This window comes from Corynebacterium sp. HMSC034E11, from assembly GCF_001835905.1.
Classification (GTDB): domain Bacteria; phylum Actinomycetota; class Actinomycetes; order Mycobacteriales; family Mycobacteriaceae; genus Corynebacterium; species Corynebacterium coyleae.
In genome coordinates this window covers 1-19,933 of the sequence record NZ_KV826393.1, presented here as the reverse complement: position 1 = coordinate 19,933, position 19,933 = coordinate 1, and the positions used below count along the sequence as shown (strand labels likewise).

Sequence of the window (19,933 nt, the reverse complement as noted above, 5' to 3'; positions counted from 1 at the left end):
TCCGCACGGCGCGGTAACCGCGCCCGGTACACTTTGCGCCCATGATCACACTGCGACGCATTGCTCGCGGCTGTGGCTGCGTGGGCATTCTTGGCGCGGCCATGGCCGTTATTCTTGTCGTCGCGCTTATCGCGTGGCTGCTCTCGGCCTTCAACTTCGACACAACAGAGCCGAAGCAAAAAGCCCCGCTCACGGTCCCACCCGCAGCTGCGGAGGCGCCCCCGCGTATTAACGTCCACGCGCCCGGCAGAACCTCCGACCAACTCTTTGACTGGTCGCAAAGCATCGGCGAGGCCACGAACATCCCCGGCCAGGCCGTGCGCGCATACGCCAACGCCGCTCTGATTGCCGAGGAGGCCTGGCCCACCTGCAACCTGACATGGAACACGCTCGCCGGCATCGGTTGGGTGGAGACCCGCCACGGCACGTACGGCGGCCGTTTCGACTACTCCAAACTGGACGAGAACGGCTACCCGCAACCACCCATCATCGGCCCGCAGCTCAATGGGGACGGCTTTGCCAAGGTTCCGGACACCGACCACGGTCAGCTGGACGGCGACACGGAGTTCGACCGCGCCGTCGGCCCGATGCAGTTCATTCCGGAGTCTTGGGCGCGCTTTGGTCGCGACGCCAACGGCGATGGCACCCCGAACCCCCAGCAGATCGACGACGCCGCCTTAGGTGCTGCGAACCTCCTGTGCAATTCCGGCGGCACACCCCGCGACCTGTCTACCGAGGAGGGGTGGACCCAGGCTATCTACGCGTATAACCAGTCCAGCGACTATTTCGCCCGTGTACGCGACGCGGCGGCCAACTATGCCATGAACCAGCCTGCCCACCGGTAGGGCAACGGCTAGACTTGTTGTCGGAATTTTTCGCCAAGTCATTTTCCACGCCACTATCCACGTTAAGGAGAACTCATGGCTGACATCATGCACATCTTTGCTCGCGAGATTCTGGATTCGCGCGGTAACCCGACCGTGGAGGTGGAAGCGCTGCTGTCGGATGGCTCGCATGGCCAGGCTGCGGTGCCGTCGGGTGCGTCGACGGGTGAGCATGAGGCTCACGAGCTTCGCGATGACGACGACCGCTACGACGGCAAGGGTGTCCTCAAGGCTGTCGAGAACGTCAACGAGACCATCGCGGATGCCCTGATCGCGTTTGAGGCGGATGATCAGCGTCTGATCGACAACACGATGATCGAGCTCGACGGCACCGACAACAAGAAGAACCTGGGCGCGAACGCCTTGCTGGGTGTGTCCATGGCTGTGGCGAAGGCCGCTGCTGAGGCTGCCGAGCTGCCGCTGTTCCGCTACATCGGCGGTCCGAACGCACACACCCTTCCGGTGCCGATGATGAACATCCTCAACGGTGGTGCACACGCCGACTCTGGTGTGGACGTCCAGGAGTTCATGATCGCCCCGATCGGCGCGGAGACCTTCGCCGAGGCGCTGCGTATGGGCACTGAGGTCTACCACGCGCTGAAGTCCGTGATTAAGTCCAAGGGTCTGTCCACGGGTCTTGGCGACGAGGGCGGTTTCGCCCCGTCCGTCGACTCCACCAAGGCCGCCCTCGACCTCATCGTCGAGGCTATTGAGAAGGCGGGCTACAAGCTTGGTAGCGATGTCGCGCTCGCCCTCGACGTCGCCTCCTCCGAGTTCTACGACAACGGCACCTACAACTTCGAGGGTGGCAAGCACTCCGCCGAGGAGATGATCCAGGTGTACGCGGACCTGGTGGAGCAGTATCCGATCGTCTCCATCGAGGACCCGCTGGATGAGAACGACTGGGACGGCTACGTCACCCTGACCGAGAAGCTTGGCGACAAGATCCAGATCGTCGGCGACGACCTCTTTGTCACCAACCCGAAGCGCCTCGCCGAAGGCATTGAGAAGGGCGCCGCAAACGCTCTGCTGGTGAAGGTGAACCAGATCGGTACCCTCACCGAGACCTTCGACGCCGTCGAGTTGGCGCACCGCAACGGCTTCCGCACCATGATGTCGCACCGTTCCGGTGAGACTGAGGACACCACTATCGCGGACCTCGCCGTCGCCCTGTCCTGCGGCCAGATCAAGACCGGTGCCCCGGCTCGTTCCGAGCGTGTGGCGAAGTACAACCAGTTGCTGCGCATTGAGCAGGTGCTTGGCGACGCCGCCGTCTACGCCGGCCGCGACGCCTTCCCGCGCTTTAAGAAGTAGGCGCTAACGCCACGAGCGTCTGGCGTTCATTCGGCCCTTCCTTGCTACTGCTGCAGGGAGGGCCGTTTCTGTCATCTCTCCAACAATGACGCAGCAAAACTGACGTTTGTATCACTCAGGATGATACAAATGCATGAAATGTGTGATACAAACATCAGTCGAGGTGGTGTAGATGGATCGTGGTGACGCACTTTCGACGCTAGAAATGATCGCGTCCGATCAATGGGGGATTGTTACGACCGCGCAGGCGGCTCGCGAAGGAATCACTCGGTTGCAGTTATCCAGATTGACGCAACGCGGGGACCTCCAGCGCGCTCGCCAGGGTGTGTATCTGCTTCCGTCGCACCAGGGTGGTCCGCAGGACGGAATTCGGGCCGCGTGGCTTTCGCTTGAACCGAAGAGCTTTATTGATGAGCGTTGGGATGAACGTGCCCCCTTGGTTGTGTCACATGAATCTGCGGCACGCATTCACGGCACAGGGCGTTTGATTCCCGCGCAGTACACCTTTTCCACACCAGGTACGAAGCAGACACGGCAGGAAGGTGTTCGTATTCGTACTGGTCGCGAGATTTCTGATGCTCGGATCGTTTCTATCGACGGGCTTCCGGTGACTGATGTAACTCGAACGGTCGTGGACCTCGCCGAGGCAAAAATTGAACGCGGGTATCTAGCCGACATAGTTGCTGATGCCCTCCGAAAAGAGGGTGTGCGTATCGACGACTTGGCTACCCAACTGAATCCGTCTTCCCGTTTTTATGGGGCGACGTCAGGCAAGAATCTCGTAGCTGAACTATGTGCTGAGGCCTCCTCGGTCGAGGACATCATCGAACGCAGAAACCGTTACGTACATGGCCTCGACGGTCTGGTAGATCGACTCTCTGATGATGAAAAGCAAAAAACGATACGGGACAATTTGCTGATTCTCGCCACACTCTTGGAGTCAGTCACGGATCCTCGATCAAGTCCCCTGTAGTGGCGAAGGAGCCATTGGCCAAGGTGCGCCGGTCGTGTTTGACGGTTAGGGGAGCGGGATCGTCTGCGCGGGGCCGTGCCGAACCGCGAAAAACCTTGCACCACATCTAAACTATCTTCCTATGAAGAAACGCCCGTCCTCCGTGCCTGTCGCGAGCCGCGACGCGGAGCGTGCCCAGCGCGCTGCAGAGCGCGCGCAACGCTCCCGCACGAGGCGGGCGCGCGTGTTTCCAAAGCAAGACATGGCCAGCGTGGTCATCCTGATTAGCGTTGTCCTACTGGTGCTGCTGGCCATCGCCGCGCCGCTTCGGAATTACTACGAGGGTCGCGCCGAGATCGCCCGCGCCCAGGAATCTATCGAACGCCTGGAGGCGCGCAAGCAGGCGCTTGAAAGCGACATCGCCATGTACGAAGACGATGCCTTCATGCGCCAAGAAGCACGTCGCCGCCTAGGCGTAGTGGAAGAGGGGGAGACCGTCTGGCGCATCCTTGATCCGCGCATGTCCGCCCCCGACAACATCACCACCGCCGCCGACGAGATCCCCGACGACCGCGAGTGGTCCGAGGTGCTGTGGGATTCACTCCGCGACATCCCCGAAGCAGAGGCTCCCGAAGCCGAGGCCGATGTGCCCGAGCAAGAAGCGCCACAACCCGACGCCCCAGCAGACGCAGAACCACCAGCCGTCGAGGCTCCCGCTGAAGCGCCTGCTGAACAGTAGACGTGGCTAGCAGCGACGGTTGGTGTGGAACCGTTGGGGAGTGCGTTACGACTCGATTGAAGGCACTCCCTCGTGGCTGCTAGCCACGTTAAACGCAACTATAGCGCATTTAATACCTATCGCACGGGAAACCCGTTCGTCGATCGTGGAACAATAGCGGCATGACTCCAACCGATGCACAGTTGTCTATCGTTGCCGAGCAGCTCGGCCGCACCCCACGCGGTGTCCTCGCGATTGCTTACACCACTCCCGATAATCAGCCGGCTGTGGTGAAAACGGCGCCAAAACTTGACGACGGCACCCCGTTCCCCACCCTCTACTACCTCACCGATCCACGCCTCACCGCCGAAGCGTCACGCCTCGAGGTGGCGCAGGTGATGAAGTGGATGGAAGCCCGCCTCAACGCTGATACCGCTGAGGGCGATGCTTTACGACGCGACTACCAAGCCGCCCACGAACACTTCCTCGCAAAGCGCAACGCCATCGAGGACCTCGGCACCGACTTTTCCGGTGGCGGAATGCCGGAGCGAGTGAAGTGCCTCCACGTTCTGATTGCTTACGCGCTCGCGGAAGGTCCGGAGCGTGTCCGCTTCGGCACCGAGGCCGTTGCCCTCGCCGCAGAGCACGGCAATCTGCGCGGCACCGCGATTCCGGAGGACTGGCCGACGCTTGAGGATCTCGGCATCACTCTCGCTGAAGCAGGGGAGGATCTGGAGTGACCCGCGTCGCGGCCGTGGACTGCGGCACAAACTCCATCCGCTTGCTTATCCACGACACCGAAACCGGCGAACTATGTCGCCGCAACACCATCGTGCGCCTCGGCCAAGGTGTCGACGAGACCGGCAAGTTCGCGCCAGAAGCCATCGAACGCACACGCGTGGCGCTGGCCGATTACGTCGAGGAGATGCAGCGCGAGCACGTCACCCGCGTGCGCATGGTAGCCACGTCCGCCACCCGTGACGCCGCCAACCGCGACGACTTCTTCACAATGACCCGTGAGCTCCTCAGCCAGATCCAGCCCGGCGCGGTTGCCGAAGTGATCTCTGGCGAGGAAGAAGCAGCGCTGTCGTTTGCCGGCGCTACGGCAGACCTTGACCCGGAACGCGGGCCGTTCTGCGTGACTGACCTCGGCGGCGGATCGACCGAGTTTGTCATGCAGACCGCTGACCAATTGCACGCAGTTTCCACCCAGATGGGTTGCGTGCGCATCACCGAGCGCTTCATGCGTACAGATCCACCCACTGCAGAAGAAACCGCTGCCGCTCGGGACTACATCGCTGACCGAATTACCGAGGCTTCAAAGGCGGTGCCGTTTGCTCAGGTACGTACCTTCGTCGGCTGCGCCGGTACGTTCACAACGCTCTCCGCACTCGCTCAGGAACTCGATTCCTACGATCCGAAACGGATCCACATGTCGGAGATTTCCTTCGACCGTATCCGTGAGGTCACAGAAGACCTTCGAAACAAAACTGCAGAAGAACGCCGAATCAATCCCGTGGTGCACCCAGGGCGTGCCGACGTCATTGCAGCAGGCTCAGCCGTTGTCGAAGAACTGATTGATTTCTTCGAACACGAAGCAAGTGAGAGCCGAATTGTGGTCAGTGAGAAGGACATTCTTGACGGGATTGTCGCCGGTCTGTGAATGACCAGACACTCAATGTGCCATTTTTCGGAATTAAACTAAACTGTCGGCAACGCTGCCTCAGCACCGATATTGGTCGTGAGCCTGTGGGAGTGCCGTGAGAGGAGGAGAGCATTTTGGCCCGTATCTTGGTCTTATCCCATTACTGGGCACCCGAAAACGGCGTTCCACAACGTCGCTGGACATGGCTTACACAGGTACTTCACGAAAACGGACATTCGGTGAGTGTGGTTGCTCCTCCGCCGCATTACAACCGTGAGGTGACACTGTCGAAACGATTTGCCTCTATTGGCAAAAGGCTGGCGCTCCGGATTCGTGGGATGCATCCGGTTGAGTGGGGGCCGGCGGGTGAGCGTATTTATCGCACGACCTATCTCACAGGTGATTCCGGACTCACCGCAAAAGCAGCGAACCAGGGGTTTGTATCGCTTTCGATGTTGCGTACGCTCCGACGTCAAAAGGCGGTACTTGAGTCGAACAAGCCAGACATTATCGTTGGAACCGTTCCAGCATTGCCGACTGCAGTTGTCGCCCGGATTGGTGCGAAGATACTCGGTGTTCCGTACGTCATTGATCTGCGTGATGCGTGGCCAGACCTGCTGAACTATTCCGATGATTGGAACTCCGGAACTGGTCAATCATCGTGGCGTGAACGACTGTTTAATAAGGGACTCCGGCGTGCTGGGTTTTCAGTGGTGTCAGATGCGCTTAACAAAGCATTGGATGGGGCCGCTGGAATCATTGTCACCTCAGAGGATTTGGGAAAGCAGCTAAAGCGAGAGATTCCTAGGAGAACACGCGGTAAGCAGCCAAATGTATGTACGGTCCGAAATGTCTTTCCGCTCAAGAGTGAGACCGAAAAAACATCTGTATCTGTTGATGCCGCAGGGACTGACCGAAATCATCTGAATGTGCTTTATGCCGGCACTCTGGGGCGTGCGCAAAAGTTAGGCAATGCTTTGGAAGCAGCAGCGCTTGCTAAGAAATCAGGCGTAAACGTGCATTTAAAGCTTGTTGGGGCAGGCGCCACGAAGGCGGCATTGCAAGAGCAAGCAGCAGCTCTCGATGTAGACGTGGATATCTTGCCCCGCACCGATGCGGACGCTTTGGATGAGCACTATCAGTGGGCAGATACCGCGTTGGTTCATCTCGCGGACTGGGAACCGCTGAGACGAGCGGTGCCGTCCAAGACATACGAGTTGATGGAAGCTGGAATTCACATTTGTGCAGCAGTTGATGGTGAAACTGCACGGCTTGTCTCTGATTTGGAGGCGGGACACACAGTTGCTCCGGAGAACCCAAAAGAGTTGGCTGACCTGTGGGTTCATCTGGCACGGAACAAAAACCTGCTCGAGGTGTCCGACAGAGCAGCGAAGTGGGTAACGGAACAACGGTTGCAGTACGCCCCAGAAGTCATCGTCAACTTTTTCGATCAGATTCTGTCGCGACAAGCAACTGAATCCGGTAAATAGGCGATGGTCCGGAAAGTGTCTGCCGTGGACAAAGTGAAACAGGCCGGTTTTATGGCCAGCTTTTCACTGCGCCAAATACAGGTCGATCCCGAAAAGTTTGCTAAAGACTTTGGCCGCCGGTTCGCGTCGATTCCAGGACTTGGACACTTACTTTCAACAGCCAGTCGTAGGAGCAAAGACGCTGCAGACGCGGAAGCTTCACGCTTGTTCGAACAAGGAGAGTTCACGCAGGCATTGCGCGAGCTTCCGCGACGTCCTTGGCTGAAAAATCGGCGTTCGGCGTACGAGTTTGAAACTCATAAATTACGTCAGGTAATCGAACCCTCTGTGCCACTTCATCGCGCAGAGCGAGTCATGCACTATCTTACGAACTCTCTGCCGCATTCCGTTGCTGGCTATTCACTGCGCAGCCACGCGGTGCTTCAAGGAATGTCAGCGCACGGGATTGACGTTGAGGGGGTGACCCGCGCGGGCTATCCCAATGTGGTTGGGAAATTTGCGGCAGGAACCACTGAAATAGTGGATGACATCACATACCGCAGAATTCTTCCCAGGTGGACTCGCATTACGTCAGAACACTTCCAGCAGCAAGCAGTCAAAGAGCTTGTTTCCTATGCGCGTGACTTTGGTGCGGAGGCGCTCCACACCACGACGGGATTTGAAAATGCCTTGATTGTGAGTCGGACAGCGAAAGCTTTGTGCATTCCGTGGGTGTACGAGATGCGTGGTGCTCCAGAACAAACATGGTTGTCCAAGCGTTCCGAAGAAGAACAACGACAAGCTGAGCAATCGGAGTACTACCGACTCGCACAACAGCAAGAGCTGGAAGCTTGTAAACAAGCAGCTGCTGTGGTTGTTCTCAGCGAGGTAACCAAGCGACAGCTTGAGGATTCGGGTATCGACCCTAACAAGATTGTGGTCGTTCCTAACGGGATCGATGATCGAGCCTTTGAGGAAGGTGGCTCTCAATCGCAGCTGCGGGAAAAGTTCCATCTACCAGTCGAGAAAACAATTGTCGGAGCGATCACCTCAGTTGTTGATTACGAGGGACTCGAATACTTGATACAGGCGTTTAAATACCTCGATGAGGAATTCGTTGGCGTCGTTGTGGGCGATGGCGCAGCGTTAGCAGAGTTGCGTGTACTCGCGGATTCTCTGGGCGTTGCAGATCGAGTGAGTTTTGTAGGCAAGCAACCCGCATCGACTATTGGCCGTTGGTATCAGTGTCTTGATGTTTTTGTGGTGCCGAGGAAAGACACTCAGGTGTGTCGCAATGTGACACCGTTGAAAGCTCTCAATGCACAGGCTTTGGGCATTCCGGTAGTCGCGTCAGATTTGCCAGCACTACGGGAAGTTACCGGTGAAGTCGAGACATATGTGCAGCCGGAGAACGCTCAGCTGTTAGCGCAGGGGATCAAGCAGGCAGTGGGACGCGACGGTTTGCCTTCGATTGAGTGGGCGAAAACTCGGCAGTGGAGCCGTTTGGCAAATAAGTATAGAGAACTATATTTAGGTGCTGCATGGTAATTTCACTATGCAGTGAGAGGCGGTGTCTGGAAAAGAAACGGATAACGCTTTCATGTCCAGGCGCTTAGGAAGGATTTGTGATGAGCGAGGACGGGCTCGAGCCGGAGCACGACAACACGTCTGCAAACCTCGGTGCGGATGAATCGCAGTCCACAAACACCATCGTGGTGCAGCGATCGTCGCTTCGGAAGCTATCCGCTCGTCCACCGCTGCCTGAGTATGTGCGCCAGCTCTGGCGTCGTAGGTATTTCCTCCAAGCGGACGCAACGGCGAAAGCTTTTCGGACCCCCCGTGACTTGTGGATGGGCAAAGTTTGGCTCATTGTTTCGCCATTGATTGATTCAGTGATGTACGCGATGATCTTCGGTCTCATCGTCCGTACGAATAATGGCATCCAGAATTTCCCAGGCTATGTCGTCCTCGGTGTGACGTTTTTTCAAATTTTCCAAAAATACATTGCGGATGGAAATGACCTGGTGAAAAAACAACAGAATCTGGTCAAGTCATTCATGTTCCCCAGAGCAGCTCTGGTGTTGTCGCAGTCTCTGCGACTGTTCTACTCCACAGCGGTACCGGTTCTTGTGGCCATAGTCTTCACTTTGCTTACCCAGTGGAAAGAGCCAATCCATTGGACGATCATCTTCGTCGTGCCACTGTTTTTCCTTGCACATATTTTCGGCACGGGCATCATGTTTATTGTTGCTCGTATTACAACTTTTTATCCGGATATGGAAACCGTTTTCAGAGTGGGGCAGCGGTTTTGGTTTTACAGCTCGGGCGTGTTCTTCTCTGTGGACCGTTTCGTTGAGCAGCCAGTTCTTAGAGAAATAATGTTGGCGAACCCGGGCTACAAGTTCCTCATGGCAGCGCGTGAGTCGGTGATGTACGGCCAGTTGCCCACAATGGAGCTGTGGGGACCGATCCTTACTTGGTCGTTCGGCATGTTTGCTGTCGGGTTTGTTTTCTTCTGGCAGGCGGAGGAGCGTTATGTCACTGTCAAATGATGAGATGCACTCCACTACGCCATCTGTGGTTCTCCGTAACATTGTGATGGAGTACCCAGTGAAGTCCACGGAAAAGCGGTTTGGCTGGGACAAGGTTCGCGCGCTCGACGACATCAGTTTGGTTGCATACGAAGGACAGTCGATTGGATTCTTCGGCCACAACGGCTCTGGCAAATCGACGACAATGCGAGTCATCGCTGGGGCTGAACGTCCATCGAGTGGAGAAGTGCTAGTGAAATCCCAACCTACGCTGATGGGAGTTCGTGCAGCGCTGCAGCCGAGACTTTCCGGCGCAAAGAATGTCCGGATTGGTTGTTTGGCGATGGGTATGACACCGGAAGAAGTTGATCGTGCCTATCCCGGAATCGTGGAGCTGGCAGATATTGGTGATGCCATTGATCGTCCGATGGAAACGTATTCATCAGGTCAGAGGGCGCGTTTAGGTTTTTCTATCGGGCTTGCAACAGAGCCGGACATTCTTATTGTCGACGAGACCTTATCCACCGGAGACGCGGCGTTTGCTAAACGCGCAGAGGCACGAATGGAATCTGTGTTGACTGGTGCTGGCACAGTGCTATTGGTGTCGCATTCGGCGAAGCAACTCGAGGAAATGTGTGACCGTGGGGTGTGGATTCACGAGGGAGAAATCATCGCTGACGGTGACGTAGGCGATGTGGCTGATCGTTACCGTGAGTGGGTAAAACTTAAGGGCGAGAACAAGTTTGAGGCGGCAGAAGACCTTATCGAGGAAGTCACCTCGACCTATATCAAGCCCACCATCGTGTTTGACGACAAGTAGCGGGCGACAGTAATAGCGCGGGAGGATCTCACGTGGGGTTTGGTAAATTTCGGCCCGTTGTGAGCTACGCACACGATGTGCGCGCATGGCTCAAGCAGGTTCCTAATGCGAAGCAGTGGGTGCATCGCGGAGGCATCGATGAACCGCCGATGTTGAGCGTCATCGTCCCGTGCCATAACGCCGCGCGCTGGGTGGCAACGTTGATCCATTCCATCCAATCTCAAGGGGTTGACTCGATGGAAATCATTGTGGTTGACGATAAATCGACAGACGCCACCCGAACCATTGTGCAATCGTTGCAGCTCCTTGATCGCCGAATTCGCATCCTCGACGGAGAGGGAAGAGGTCCCGGTGCCGCGCGTAATATGGCGATTCAACAGGCACGGGGCGAGTTTCTGGCGTTTGCTGATGCTGATGATCTGGTGCTGCCGGGTGCTTATAAGGCAATGCTGCAGACGCTCGAGCAAACAGAAAGTGACTTCGTTTTCGGAGGGTACGTTCGACACAAAGGGAGTTCGGTTACGCGCCCCCAAATCGTGGAAGCGACGCATTCGCGCGACATACTAAGGGGGGACGCTTCAGATTTTCCGGATGCGTTTAACGAGCCTGTGCTGTGGAACAAGATCTTCCGCATGGAGTTTTGGCGCTCATCAGTAAGGGCGATGCCTGAGCACCTTAACTATGAGGATCAACCTCCGATCTTGCGTGCGATCGTCTCCGCATCGTCGTTCGATGTGCTTAAACGCGATGTGTACTCGTGGCGGTTGTCGGAGGAAGGAACGTCGCGGTCCAATGCAAAGGCAGATATCGACGATCTACGTGACCGCGTTGCTATAACGCGGATGATGTGGACCGAAGCAGTAGAGCGCAACGCGCCCGACGAGCTTCGTAAGTTTATGCTCGAGCGTTTTATCTCGATGGATCTGTACCTATTCGCTGTGCACCTTCCGCACAAGCATTTCGGTGATCCTTATCGCAAGTTGATGCGGTCGCTTGCTCAGGACATCAGTAGATGGCTGCAAAAGTATCCGGATGCGCTCGACCGTGTGCCGATTTATCGCCGTTCACTTTTCTGGGCCCTGGCACATGGGACTGACGCAGATGTTAACGAGGAAATTGGGCTGAGACTCGACTTGCACCAGCAGTATGCGTTCCTTGAAGGTGGGAAGATTGCTGCTGATTGCGTACCTAAGATCGCTGGTTTTCCCGCAGATCTCCTTCGCGCCCGAGCAGTGGATGTGCCTGTGTCCGCAGAAGTTCAAAGTGTGCGGTGGATTGATGAAGATACCGTTGAACTTCATATCCGAGCCAGCATGAAAGGCGTAAATTCCCAAGATGTGGAATTTCAATTCTACGGTGTCCACGATGACGCAGTCACCGAGACTGACTCAATCGACCGCCTGACGGGCGTCTCGATACTGCATGCCCGCCGCACCTCACACTCCGCGAATAATGCGGTGCTTCAAGATCCTTGGCACGACCATACAAATGATTCGTACCTGGTAGAAGTGGATCTGCGTGGACTTGAGCACCTGCGTATCGGTGTCCGTGCAGCCTGGGGCGAATTTAAATCATTTGGATTCGCGAAGTACGCAGGAGATATCGCAACAGGATTGCCTAGCCCACTAGGAAACGATCACCGATGGCTGGTGCAGCCGCAACGAGGAGTCGGTGGCATGAACTGGCGCTTGACCAAGCGCAGTATCCAGCTAGACGATTTCCTTCTCACGTCGTGGCAAGCGCGAAAAACCAGTGTGGTTGGAGAAGTTCGAACGGATTCACTACAAGACAGCACAGCGCAGTTCCGTCAACCATTTCGTCCCTTGGGATATCGAGCTCTCCTCGGTTGGGCCAGAAAAGATGCCATAGCAATTGGCGGGCGTCGGGTACACAGCGCACAACCTCTAGAGAGGCAATTCGGCACTGGACAGGGGACGATCGTACGCACCGCGACTGATGGTTCTGCGGTTATTGATCGTAAAGCGATTCGGGTAGAGGTTGATGCTGCGAGAAATGAAGGGTCCTCCCTCATCCTTGAAGGACGATGCAGCGCACCTGCTGTAAAACCGACGATTTGGCTCAGTTCCTCCAACCAGGCGGTGAAGGCAGAAACAAGTTGGGATGGTGGTAAGTTCACGGCAGCGTTTGAACTGGCAGTCTTACGTGGGAAGTCCTACTTCCTCCGCTGGTCGCTCGTACCCCAGAACCGTTTGAGCAGGGCAGCAGTAGAACCAGGGGATCTGAACGCTAATACCTTCCTTGAGGGGACTGTTCGATCTGTCCAGATCGAGCCACGCAGTAATGGGACGACCGCACTGCGAGTGCTGGCTCCGAGTGAAGTTTCCAAGGCAGCTTCGTGGGAAACCTATCGGGGCGTTCCGTCTGCGGGTGGTCCGCTGATCCATGGAGTGTTTGTTGAGTCGTTCTCAGGAAAGAACGTCTCCGATAACCCAGGTGCAATTTGCGAATACTTGCTTGAGCATCATCCCGATATTCCCGTTTGGGTGTCCGTTCGCGATGAAAATGTCGAAGTGCCCGCCGGGGCTGCGCCCGTGATCACCGGCAGTAATGATTGGTACGACAAGCTCACACGCGCAAAAGTAATTGTCGGAAATGATAATTTCCCCCTCTGGATGCGGAAACAACCTGGTCAATATTGGCTTCAAACTTGGCATGGTTGGCCGATTAAACGATTGTTGTTTGACGCACACCCGTTTTTTGTCGGCCTGACATATCGCAGGCTGATGGAACGGCAGTCTGATGATTGGGATTTGTTGTTGGCGCAGAGTGCTGAAGCAGGAGAGTTGATCGCAAATTCGGCTCACTACCGCGGGGAAATTCTTGTAGGAGAGTATCCACGCAACATTTACCTCGCGCGCGGATTGCGGAACATTGACGCAATTAAGGAATCGCTGGGGATCCCGGAAGGCAAGAAAGTCATTCTGTGGGCGCCAACCTGGAGGTACTCCAAGGATGATTTAGCATTCCCTGCAGCGCGTATTGCTCGACGTAATGATGCTGTGGTTCTTATCCGTGGTCACCACATGCGTGCGATCGCCGGTCGAGGCAAGAATGTGATCAATGTGAGTGGGTACCCACGAGTTGAAGACCTTATGGCCATCGCAGACGTCCTTATATCTGACTACTCTTCGGTCTTCTTTGACTACAAGCTCACCGGACGCCCTTCCATTGTGTACGCACCTGATTTGAAGAGATACAAAGAACAAGAGCGGGGCTTTTACGCTAATTGGCCGTATGATTCCGGAAGGCCAGTAGCGCTTACACCGCATGATCTCGAGGAAGTTCTCAGAAAAACACTCGCTACCGAGCGCAGCGAAGAAGTAGACCTAGTGGCGCTTCAGCGCAGCGTCGATTCTGCACTCAAGCAAATCGCAGAGTGGATAATCGAGCGCCTTTAACCACAGCAATGGCAAAATTACGCTTCAACGTGTGCTTCGTTTAAGCCGAAAGTTCTAACCTCACCTTGTGCCATGAACTCTGCATCAGCAAGCTGCCACGTGTGCTCCCCGCCTCTGACTTGAATGAAGTTAAAGCGATCGGCGGAATAGATATAGCGCCCCTTGCGCTCCAATGTACGAAGTAGCGCAGTGTCCTCGCCGTTAGTTCGATTCTCGAAAGGGAATGACTCAAAAGTTGCGCGGGGACCGAACAGAGTTGGGCCGGCAACAAAGTTCGTCCAGATATGCTCCCTCTCTGGATGCCGTAACACGATGGCGTTCTTGCTTTCGATGTACGCGTAGCAAGCCTGTTTGCCAACGAGATCCGCACCGCTGTACATCGCCGCGTTGCGCATATCTTCGAGGTAATGGGGGAGGTACAAGTCGTCGTCATCGAATTTGGCGATGTAGTCACCGGAGGATCGCTCGACTGCCGCATTAAGACACTCGCCAAGGGATTGCTCCTCCGATGCAGCAATGACCTGTACCTCATCGTGTGGTATCTCGTATTGGCTACAGAAACTATCAATCTGACTGTCCTGCAGATTAAAACCATGGCACACAAGAATTAGTTCTCTGCGAACATTGATTTGCCGACCGTATTGGCTAAACAAGTGATCCATGTTGTCAGGCCTGTTGGATGGCGCGATGACGGAGATCAAAGGATCTGTAGCGATAGCAGCATGCTTGATTCCAGCGGCGTTAAGTAGCTGTGCTGCACGGTGGTGATAGCAGTGCTTGTTCCAGATGGTGCGCTGTGCGCGGTGCACCATGCGTTCACGGACCTCTGGTGACTTGAGCAGGGTCAACAAATGCGCTCGGGCCTGATCCTGATTCTCAGCAACAGCAATTTGATCTGGGGAGAAGAAATTCTCAATCGCTGGACTTGGAGATGTAAGCAGCGCAGCACCATATGCGGGCAGCTCAAATACGCGACGCGAACACATCGTGGGACTGGAATCTACTGAATTTACATTCAGAAAAACCTTGTGCTCCCTATTGGCCTGAAGCATTTGGTCTGCGGAGAGACTACCCGCGATGTACTTCTGTACTCGCCTCGGAAACCGATAGCGTTTGTCAACATTTCCTAACCGCGAATAGATGGTGAATTGGTATCGGTATTTTTCAGCGATATTAGCCGCTGCGAAAAGTTGATCTTCTAGGTGCTTTTTTCGCGCAGAGTATTTGTGGTTAAAAAACGTTCCTGCGAACGCGACATCTCCCTGTTGCCAACGTTTATCTTGAACCGTCGGCCCGATAGGGGAGTTCCGCGCCGGGTTGTGAATGAGGGGCTGTGCTGCAAACGGAAGGACATTGACCGCTGCTTCAGGGGCTGCTTCCTGATAGCGGGGGACCATGTTTTCATCAGTGGTGAAAATGATGTCAAAGGCGGTCGCTGTTGCAAGAAAATCGTCGAAGTGAGGGGGATCTTCCTTGTTCCAAAATACCGTGGGGATCTGGTGCTGCTTGCACCAATCCAGGAGTTGAGCAAGGTCGGGATCCAACGAGCTGGTCTTGATTTTTCCAGCCCATGTTCCACCGTTGCCAGCGTGAGCAGATTCCACAAGTAGAAAATCGATAGATGTATTTTCTAACTGTTCGGTCCAACGCCCTGGTGCTACTTTTACGGTGTTGAACTCCCCCTGCCAACATTGATACGAAAAATCATCCAGGATAACTGCAGCAGTAGTCTCCGGGAAGTGTGGTTTTTCTAGCGAAAGTGGAGACACGGAGGGTCGGTTTAAGGAGCCTCCCCGAAGCAAGGAGTGCTTCCGGTGCGAAGCAGTGTTAGTGAGCCGGCCAACTTCATTAACAAGTTTGGCGAACACATAGTCAAAATTCCCGTTTCGGATTTGAGAGATTGCGGTTCCTGCTCTGTCTTTAATGCGGTCTACATCCAACAACATGCAGTGAAATCCCGTCTAGCTGGTGTTTAGAAATGTGTGCACGGTTTAGGGTATCGGAGCAATTCAAGATGGGGACGTTGGATGCATCTGTTATTGCGCTCGAAATCAGCCTTGGTAGTATAAATAACTCCGCTGGTACACCTATTTATATTGGTAGAATTATTCAGGATTAGATTGCAAGAGGGAATCTGAGGATAAAATGCGCCGGGTAATCACCTATGGAACTTTCGATTTACTTCACTATGGTCACATTGAGCTGCTGCAACGCGCGAAGGCGCTTGGGGACTATCTGGTTGTAGCGCTGTCTACCGATGAATTCAATGCCGTCAAGGGAAAGAAGTCCTATTTCTCGTACGATCGACGTCGCAGGATGCTCGAAGCCGTGCGCTATGTGGACCTGGTCGTACCGGAGGATCACTGGGAACAAAAAGCTCACGATGTCGAGAATCTGAAAATCGACGTTTTCGTTATGGGGGATGACTGGGCTGGAAAGTTCGACGAGGAGTTGAAAGGCAAGTGCGAAGTTATTTACCTACCTCGGACGCCAGACATTTCCACCACGCAGATTAAGAACGAGCTGAATAAGCGCGATTAAGCCGCTTGATGGTTTTACGGCTGAATCGTTATTAGCAGTTTGGCCAACAGGGCCTGACGCACGTTTCAAACTGCAAAAGCGAAAACTACTCGTTATTTAAGATTCCTCGAGTGTCGATGACGCACTTGTGCTGAGCCAGAAGGTGCAACTCCTGTTTGAATAGACTGTGGTCCACGAGGACCACAGCGATGTCCGCCCCGGTTAGTCCCTTGTGGAGGGTTGTCTGTGTAACATTGGGAAACTCGGAGAAAGGCTCTGGGAGGCTTTCGAGGTTCGGTTCAACAATAGAGATATTGGCCTCGGTATAAGTGCGGGCTACAGTTTCTGCGATATATAGGGCTGGGGACTCGCGAATATCATCGATATCGGGTTTGAAAGTTATCCCGAGAATGCAGATGTCGAGCTTGTCTGAATTTGATTGAACTACGCTGACCTTTTTTGAGATCTTGTCGAGAACGCGCTGGGGTTTAGAGTCGTTCACTTCGCGGCTGGTCTTAATTAGTCTTGCGGAATCTGTAGCGGCATCCACGATGAACCAAGGATCGACTGCGATGCAGTGACCGCCGACCCCCGGCCCAGGTTGAAGGATGTTAACTCTGGGGTGGCGGTTCGCAAGAGAAATCAGCTCCCAAACATCGATGTTGAGGTCATCGCAGATGAGTGAAAGTTCATTTGCAAAGGCGATGTTTACATCTCTGAAAGAGTTTTCTGCTAGTTTCGCCATCTCGGCGGTGCGAGAGTCAGTGATTAGAACTTCGCCGGTGCAAAAATTCTTGTAAAGCCTTTTGGTCCGCTCGGCAGATTCGGTAGTCACGCCTCCCACTATCCGGTCATTGGTAGTCATTTCGGACATTATTTTGCCTGGTAGTACTCTTTCCGGAGCGTGAGCAACGTAAAGGCTATTTAGCTGGTTTGGTGTAAGGGTCAGGTCTGGACGGCTTTTAAGAATGTGATTAGTAATATCTTCAGTAAGGCCTGGCGGGCAAGTGGATTCTAAAACGACGAGGTCCCCGCCTTTGAGAAGTGGCGCTAGTGTCGCAGCTGCAGTAAAAACAAAGGAGACGTCTGGTTTCTGGTCCGGCTGCAAAGGCGTCGGAACGGCAACGATGTAGGATTTTGCTGGCTCAATGATGGTTCCGGTTTTCAAATTTCCAGCGCCTACCGCGGAGGCCAGTAGAGACTCAAAACCAGGTTCGACGAAGGGAGCTTCACCCCGTTGTACGGAATCGGCCAATGACGAATTGATGTCATAACCGTAGACTCTGAGGCCGGATGCAGCAAAGAAAGTCGCAGTTGGCAAGCCGATGTAGCCGAGCCCAATCACTGTGACATCGTAGGGCTGGCTGGGTTGTGGAGTCATGAAAATCCTTTAATGGTGAGCGTTTAGATAACGTCACGGAGCTTACCGTTTGAGCAAAATATGCTCTGGACACCTATGCGGAAGGATTGAATTCTGAAATAGGGGCCTCGATCGGAAGATTGAAAAGTTTGGCGAGTACTTGGACGGTTCGTTCGGCGGCTCGTCCATCGCCGTATGGGTTGGATGCCTTCTTCATTGCTGTGTAGGAAGCGCGATCTTCGAGCAGTTCAATAGTGGCATTTGTAATTGCTTCCGGGCGCGGGCCAATTAGTCGAACGGCACCGGAAGCAATGGCTTCAGGACGTTCGGTTGTCTCTCGGATTAGTAATGCCGGAACGCCAAGGGACGGTGCTTCCTCCTGAATTCCCCCTGAGTCAGTGATGATGAGGTCGGAGTGCTTCATCAAATGAATGAACTGGTCATAGGGGAGAGGGCCGGTGACAATTACGTTCGGCATCGAAGCAATACCAGGTAGAAGTCTCTTTTCTACCTTAGGGTTCATATGCATCGGCACGTAAAAGGCGACATCTCTATATTTTCTCGCTAAGGAAGCCAATGCTAGTCCGATATCGGCAAGTGTGTTCAGATTCTCGCGTCGGTGGGACGTAAAGATGATATGTCGTTCATAGGTATTGAGAGCGTTGGTAATTCCAGGATTGGAAAAAGTAGTTCGGCCTTTCGCGGTCGCCTGAAGCGCGTCGATAACAGTGTTACCGGTTACGGTTACAGCACTTTCTTGAATGCCCTCTTTGAGAAGGTTCTCTTTTGCCTGACGCGTCGGCGTCAGGTGGCATGTCGCAATCGCGGAGATAATCTTCCGGTTGGCTTCTTCCGGAAAAGGCGAGCTGAGATTATAAGAGCGAAGACCAGCTTCGAGGTGGACGATTTTTGCCCTCCGATTAAAACCGGCGAGCGCTGCCGACGCAGCGGTCGATGTATCGCCTTGGACGAGGACAGCATCTGGCCTGTTTTCCTTTAAGACGTGATCCAGTCCTTTAAGGGAACGCGACAGAATCCGGTTTAGAGGCTGACGCTTATGCATCAATGCTAAATCGATATCGGGCTTAAAACCGAAAATTTTTGTAACCTGGTTGACCATTTCGCGGTGCTGCCCCGTGGAAACGATCAGGGTTTCAAAGCGGGAGTCGGCTCGCAGTCGCTGGATGACAGGTGCGAGCTTGATGGCTTCCGGCCTCGTGCCATAAGTGACCATGATCTTTCTGGTGGTGACCAAGGGATTTCCTTTTAAACTTGAGACTGAATATTGCTCACACTGACTTCAAATAACGACATATTAGCAATTTTGACGCTCCGCCGGGAATACCACTGGAATAGAACAAGAGCCTGCAAAATTAATTTAGTTAAGTTAAGCGGCTATAGTTAAAAGTGGCGTCTTCGCTCGAGGGGCTATAGCTCAGTCGGTTAGAGCCGCGGACTCATAATCCGCTGGTCGCGGGTTCGAGCCCCGCTGGCCCCACCAGAACACTTGTCCGGAATTGGAATGTTTGCGCAGGCAATAACTTTGTGAATCTGAGCGGGTGAGCCGTTCCTGTGTCAACGAATTCGTCTTCAGCCACGTTCACCGATGCTCGTGCGATGATTGGCCACGGCAAAATTGTGGTCTTGTAATTAGAATCAAAGGTTCTGGATATCTTTGTACTGTTAGATTGCCCGCAGTAGTGGAATCGAAACTCGCAAGGAGGTTTCAATTGCGGTTCGGAAACCCCGCGTAGCAATCGCCCTTATTTGATTACTTAATGGTTGGGCGGGATTCTGGCCACTTACCACCTTCGAATATGTTCGAAAATGAATTGGATATGTGACCGATGTCTAGCGCCTGAATCCCACGTTGGGCAAATTCGAAAGCAAGAATGGTCGCGGCGGGCCCCAAAGAAAGGATTATGAGAGAGTTCTCCCCTAAATTTTTCTGTTCTACAGTATCAAGAATTTGATCGAGATTCTCGAATGCATCAGTAGCGGTAGATTCAAGGTACTCAATTGACCTTGCACAGTCGAATAGTGCTGGAACTGTTTTTGAACCGGCTTCCTTTACCAGCGACGATCAGGATATCCCTGTCGTTCCAGATATTCCTCCAAAGGTCGACTCCCTGATCTCCTTCGGATTCGAAAAAGATGGGCCTACTGACATGGGAATCGGCTAGAGTTTCGTGATTCTCGAAAAGCGCTTTACACTCAAGCCAGTGTTCGCCCCAAAAACCTGACCAGAAACGGTCATCAAAAATATGGGTCAAGTCCCGTGTAGTGGTGTAGCCGTTTGTG

The 19,933-nt window shown here is 54.3% G+C and carries 17 protein-coding genes and 1 tRNA gene; 13 read left to right on the top strand and 5 right to left on the bottom strand.

Annotated features, from left to right (window positions below; genetic code table 11):
* Window positions 1-41 precede the first annotated feature (41 nt).
* The 11 genes from HMPREF2690_RS03100 to HMPREF2690_RS03050 all read left to right on the top strand — a co-directional run bounded on the left by HMPREF2690_RS03100 (window position 42) and on the right by HMPREF2690_RS03050 (window position 13,752).
* Entirely contained in the window at window positions 42-845 is an 804-nt protein-coding gene (locus HMPREF2690_RS03100) for a lytic transglycosylase domain-containing protein (protein WP_070820163.1), read from the top strand.
* Between the two features lie 75 nt (window positions 846-920).
* Window positions 921-2,198 carry a phosphopyruvate hydratase gene (eno, locus tag HMPREF2690_RS03095; protein WP_070820162.1) on the top strand — a complete coding sequence of 426 codons (1,278 nt, stop codon included), beginning with the start codon at window positions 921-923 and terminating at the stop codon, window positions 2,196-2,198.
* A 172-nt stretch (window positions 2,199-2,370) separates the two neighbouring features.
* A complete protein-coding gene (locus tag HMPREF2690_RS03090; protein WP_070820161.1) occupies window positions 2,371-3,171 on the top strand; it encodes a type IV toxin-antitoxin system AbiEi family antitoxin domain-containing protein in 801 nt (266 codons plus the stop codon).
* A 121-nt stretch (window positions 3,172-3,292) separates the two neighbouring features.
* The gene (locus HMPREF2690_RS03085; RefSeq protein WP_070820160.1) at window positions 3,293-3,889 is read left to right on the top strand and encodes a septum formation initiator family protein; all 597 of its coding nucleotides are present in this window, start codon (window positions 3,293-3,295) and stop codon (window positions 3,887-3,889) included.
* 161 nt (window positions 3,890-4,050) lie between these two features.
* On the top strand, window positions 4,051-4,608 hold the full coding sequence (locus HMPREF2690_RS03080) for a DUF501 domain-containing protein (protein WP_070820159.1): 558 nt from the start codon (window positions 4,051-4,053) through the stop codon (window positions 4,606-4,608).
* Complete coding sequence (locus HMPREF2690_RS03075) at window positions 4,605-5,531, top strand: Ppx/GppA phosphatase family protein (protein WP_070820158.1); 927 nt, start codon at window positions 4,605-4,607, stop codon at window positions 5,529-5,531. The genes HMPREF2690_RS03080 and HMPREF2690_RS03075 overlap by 4 nt, the downstream gene beginning before the upstream one ends.
* A 116-nt stretch (window positions 5,532-5,647) precedes the next feature.
* The gene (locus HMPREF2690_RS03070) at window positions 5,648-7,003 is read left to right on the top strand and encodes a glycosyltransferase family 4 protein (protein WP_070820157.1); all 1,356 of its coding nucleotides are present in this window, start codon (window positions 5,648-5,650) and stop codon (window positions 7,001-7,003) included.
* A 24-nt stretch (window positions 7,004-7,027) separates the two neighbouring features.
* Window positions 7,028-8,530 (top strand): glycosyltransferase family 4 protein, encoded by a 1,503-nt coding sequence (locus HMPREF2690_RS03065; protein ID WP_168167280.1) that lies wholly within the window; start codon window positions 7,028-7,030, stop codon window positions 8,528-8,530.
* Between the two features lie 80 nt (window positions 8,531-8,610).
* Window positions 8,611-9,534 carry an ABC transporter permease gene (locus tag HMPREF2690_RS03060; RefSeq protein WP_083320297.1) on the top strand — a complete coding sequence of 308 codons (924 nt, stop codon included), beginning with the start codon at window positions 8,611-8,613 and terminating at the stop codon, window positions 9,532-9,534.
* A gap of 58 nt (window positions 9,535-9,592) precedes the next feature.
* Window positions 9,593-10,333 carry an ABC transporter ATP-binding protein gene (locus HMPREF2690_RS03055; RefSeq protein WP_168167279.1) on the top strand — a complete coding sequence of 247 codons (741 nt, stop codon included), beginning with the start codon at window positions 9,593-9,595 and terminating at the stop codon, window positions 10,331-10,333.
* A 59-nt stretch (window positions 10,334-10,392) separates the two neighbouring features.
* Entirely contained in the window at window positions 10,393-13,752 is a 3,360-nt protein-coding gene (locus HMPREF2690_RS03050) for a bifunctional glycosyltransferase/CDP-glycerol:glycerophosphate glycerophosphotransferase (RefSeq protein ID WP_141761186.1), read from the top strand.
* A 17-nt stretch (window positions 13,753-13,769) separates the two neighbouring features.
* Here the strand turns inward: HMPREF2690_RS03050 and HMPREF2690_RS03045 are convergent, their stop codons facing one another.
* A complete protein-coding gene (locus tag HMPREF2690_RS03045; protein ID WP_168167278.1) occupies window positions 13,770-15,521 on the bottom strand; it encodes a glycosyltransferase family protein in 1,752 nt (583 codons plus the stop codon).
* 376 nt (window positions 15,522-15,897) lie between these two features.
* On the opposite strand from HMPREF2690_RS03045, the gene tagD reads away from it, so the two are divergent.
* On the top strand, window positions 15,898-16,293 hold the full coding sequence (gene tagD / locus HMPREF2690_RS03040; protein ID WP_070820153.1) for a glycerol-3-phosphate cytidylyltransferase: 396 nt from the start codon (window positions 15,898-15,900) through the stop codon (window positions 16,291-16,293).
* 85 nt (window positions 16,294-16,378) lie between these two features.
* Here the strand turns inward: tagD and wecC are convergent, their stop codons facing one another.
* Both wecC and wecB read right to left on the bottom strand, forming a co-directional pair.
* Entirely contained in the window at window positions 16,379-17,653 is a 1,275-nt protein-coding gene (wecC, locus tag HMPREF2690_RS03035) for a UDP-N-acetyl-D-mannosamine dehydrogenase (RefSeq protein WP_070820152.1), read from the bottom strand.
* A 73-nt stretch (window positions 17,654-17,726) separates the two neighbouring features.
* Window positions 17,727-18,887, bottom strand: a complete 1,161-nt coding sequence (gene wecB / locus HMPREF2690_RS03030) for a non-hydrolyzing UDP-N-acetylglucosamine 2-epimerase (RefSeq protein WP_246819502.1) — start codon at window positions 18,885-18,887, stop codon at window positions 17,727-17,729.
* A gap of 169 nt (window positions 18,888-19,056) precedes the next feature.
* Between wecB and HMPREF2690_RS03025 the strand changes: the two genes are divergently transcribed.
* Window positions 19,057-19,133, top strand: a tRNA-Ile gene (locus HMPREF2690_RS03025).
* 270 nt (window positions 19,134-19,403) lie between these two features.
* Here HMPREF2690_RS03025 and HMPREF2690_RS12540 read toward each other — a convergent pair.
* A complete protein-coding gene (locus HMPREF2690_RS12540; protein ID WP_371326010.1) occupies window positions 19,404-19,652 on the bottom strand; it encodes a GT-D fold domain-containing glycosyltransferase in 249 nt (82 codons plus the stop codon).
* Window positions 19,648-19,933, bottom strand: a 286-nt coding sequence (locus HMPREF2690_RS03020) for a GT-D fold domain-containing glycosyltransferase (RefSeq protein ID WP_210401376.1), incomplete at its 5' end; no start/stop codon positions are given. The genes HMPREF2690_RS12540 and HMPREF2690_RS03020, both read right to left, overlap by 5 nt.

Coding starts and splice junctions, on each gene's coding strand:
- HMPREF2690_RS03080 (WP_070820159.1), top strand. CDS start 4,051: ATGACTCCAACCGATGCACAGTTGTCTATCGTTGCCGAGCAGCTCGGC.
- HMPREF2690_RS03060 (WP_083320297.1), top strand. CDS start 8,611: ATGAGCGAGGACGGGCTCGAGCCGGAGCACGACAACACGTCTGCAAAC.
- tagD (WP_070820153.1), top strand. CDS start 15,898: ATGCGCCGGGTAATCACCTATGGAACTTTCGATTTACTTCACTATGGT.
- HMPREF2690_RS03090 (WP_070820161.1), top strand. CDS start 2,371: ATGGATCGTGGTGACGCACTTTCGACGCTAGAAATGATCGCGTCCGAT.
- HMPREF2690_RS03100 (WP_070820163.1), top strand. CDS start 42: ATGATCACACTGCGACGCATTGCTCGCGGCTGTGGCTGCGTGGGCATT.
- eno (WP_070820162.1), top strand. CDS start 921: ATGGCTGACATCATGCACATCTTTGCTCGCGAGATTCTGGATTCGCGC.
- HMPREF2690_RS03085 (WP_070820160.1), top strand. CDS start 3,293: ATGAAGAAACGCCCGTCCTCCGTGCCTGTCGCGAGCCGCGACGCGGAG.
- wecC (WP_070820152.1), bottom strand. CDS start 17,653: ATGACTCCACAACCCAGCCAGCCCTACGATGTCACAGTGATTGGGCTC.